At 44.3% G+C, this 2,280-nt stretch carries 3 protein-coding genes and 1 pseudogene; 3 read left to right on the forward strand and 1 reads right to left on the reverse strand.

All coding sequences use genetic code 11. The annotated features are described in order from the left end of the window. Window positions 1-74: 74 nt before the first annotated feature. The 3 genes and pseudogenes from PKH29_09735 (at window position 75) to PKH29_09745 (ending at window position 1,918) form a co-directional block, all read left to right on the forward strand. The gene (locus PKH29_09735; protein ID HNX15114.1) at window positions 75-665 is read left to right on the forward strand and encodes a histidine phosphatase family protein; all 591 of its coding nucleotides are present in this window, start codon (window positions 75-77) and stop codon (window positions 663-665) included. Between the two features lie 69 nt (window positions 666-734). Further along, a pseudogene (locus PKH29_09740) lies at window positions 735-1,035 on the forward strand (hypothetical protein). Window positions 1,036-1,051: 16 nt separating this feature from the next. Beyond that, the gene (locus PKH29_09745) at window positions 1,052-1,918 is read left to right on the forward strand and encodes a serine hydrolase (GenBank protein HNX15115.1); all 867 of its coding nucleotides are present in this window, start codon (window positions 1,052-1,054) and stop codon (window positions 1,916-1,918) included. Window positions 1,919-2,057: 139 nt separating this feature from the next. Here PKH29_09745 and PKH29_09750 read toward each other — a convergent pair. Then, window positions 2,058-2,280 (reverse strand): hypothetical protein (locus tag PKH29_09750; GenBank protein ID HNX15116.1); only part of this gene is annotated, 223 nt, incomplete at its 5' end.

Here is a 2,280-nt window from a genome sequence, read left to right on the forward strand (position 1 = left end):
GATCTTGACCTCGTTTACAGCTTACTACTCCTCGCTGTTCTAGTCAAGACCCAAATTTTAAATCGGAGGTTATTATGGTAGCAAATACAACCGTTTATTTCATCAGGCATTGTATGTCCGATATCTCAGTAAATGATCCAATGCAAAGACCTCTGACCGAAAGCGGATGGATTGACAGAATCTTCGTTTCCAGATTTTTAGGGGACAAGCACATCAGTGCGGTTTATTCAAGCCCGTATAAGCGGGCAATTGATACTGTTTCGGATTTCGCGGATAAAGCCAAACTGAAAATTCAGACAGTTGACGATTTCAGAGAGCGAAAAAGTGACAGTGACTGGGACAAGAAAAATGATCTTATCGATTTCATTCAACGTCAATGGGCTAATTTCGATTATACGCTTTCAGACGGTGAAACACTTCGTACTGTTCAAAACCGAAATATCAGAGCTTTATCGGAGATTTTAGAAAAACATGCCGGTCAGAATATCGCCATAGGCACCCACGGAACCGCGCTCGCTGTTATCATCAATTATTATGACAAAAGCTACGGTTATGAGGATTTTATAAAAATGCTGCCGGTCTGCCCGTTTGCGGTCAAAATGGTCTTTAACGGCAAACGGTGCATCGACATAGCGCAAATCGATATTATGAAAACTGTGATCTGAGCTTTTATAATATCGCTGCAAACAGAAGCTACAGCGATGTGCTCACGGAATAGATTATAGGAGTGCTCAATGAACATACGATTAATGACCATATCTGATTATGTAGATTCCATAATCCTTTGGAAAAACACCGCAGGAATGGGTTTGAACGAGATCGACGACTCGCTCGCAGGCATCACCAAGTTTTTAACCCGCAATCCGAATACTTGTTTTATCCATGCTCGAAGCCGTACTCAATGCGCTCAAGCAAGAGGGCATCCAAAAGGTCTCACTGGTTGCCATGCGTAAAAACGAACTCGGAAACGCCTTTTGGGAGCGCATGGGCTTTATCGAAAGAACCGATCTGGTTTATCGGAATAAGAGTTTGTAATACTGGAGAGATCAAAATGTTTGAAAAATTTGAAAAGATCTTAAAGCAAGCGGACGCGAACGTAATCCGTTATTGTCTTTACAATAACGGTGAAATCACCTCGCACGAGCGTGTGAAGTCCTATTCATGTTCCAACTGCTATTCCATCTCTAAAAACTTCACCGCAACGGCGATTGGCTTGGCTTTCGACAGAGGACTCTTGACGCTTGACGATCCTGTTATCGATCTTTTCAAAGACGAGCTGCCCGATGAATACGATAATAACCTGAAGCACGTAAAAATCCGCTACCTGCTGACGCAAACCATGGGCCTTGAAAAGGGCTGCCTGTTCGAAGATGACCGCTACACTCACAGCACCGATGATTTTGTCAAAGTCGCGCTTTCCCGGCCCTTGCCAAACACCCCAGGCGAAAAATTTGTCTACAGCAATTCAACGTTCTATTTACTCTCCTGCATTGTGGAAAAGCTCTCCGGACTGCCGCTTGATTTGTTTTTACGCAAACATTTATTATCCAAACTCGGAATCACCACATTCGCCTGGGAGCGCTGTCCCAAAGGCCACGTGATGGGCGCAACCGGTTTTTATCTCTCGACTGCCGACCTTTTAAAACTCGGAATCCTCTATTGCAACAACGGCGTATGGGATGGTGAACAGCTGCTGAGTGAGAAATGGGTCAACCTCGCCACGACAAGACGACCGGAATACGAGGGCCTTCCGACTGCGCTCAGTTTTTGGTTCATTGACGGCGGCTTCGAAGGCAACGGCGCCTATGGCCAGTCGCTGGTGGTCTATCCCGACTGCAAACTCGTCTTCGCGGCGCACTCATATGACTCCAAAAACAACATCGGAAAACTTGCTCAGGTATTTCTAAAAGATATTTAGAAGATAATTAATCTAAAAATAAACGCATTTATCACTCTAAACGAAAACTCCGCTGCGGCGCAAGCTGCAGCGGAGTTTACTTATGTCATTCTGAGCGAAGTCGAAGAATTTCGGCACAATTCGGCACAATGAAATTGAATTATATAATCTTAACCGCAATCCCCGTTTTTGAGGTAATCTCCTCCCGATATTCCATCAACACCTCTTTTGATAAAAATTCAATACTGTCAAACGCAGGTGTTTTTCCGATCTGTTCGCATTTCGAGATCCCCAACGGATGGTAGGGTTCAAGGTCAATTTCGATAACATAATTTAAACTTCTCGCCAGTGCAATAATCCCCTCAATATGCCCGTCGTTCAAA

This window comes from Oscillospiraceae bacterium, from assembly GCA_035353335.1.
In the GTDB taxonomy this organism is placed as follows: Bacteria; Bacillota; Clostridia; order Oscillospirales; family JAKOTC01; genus DAOPZJ01.

What these genes read in the sequence shown, in the direction of transcription:
- PKH29_09735 (HNX15114.1), top strand. Translation starts at nt 75, where the DNA reads ATGGTAGCAAATACAACCGTTTATTTCATCAGGCATTGTATGTCCGAT.
- PKH29_09745 (HNX15115.1), top strand. Translation starts at nt 1,052, where the DNA reads ATGTTTGAAAAATTTGAAAAGATCTTAAAGCAAGCGGACGCGAACGTA.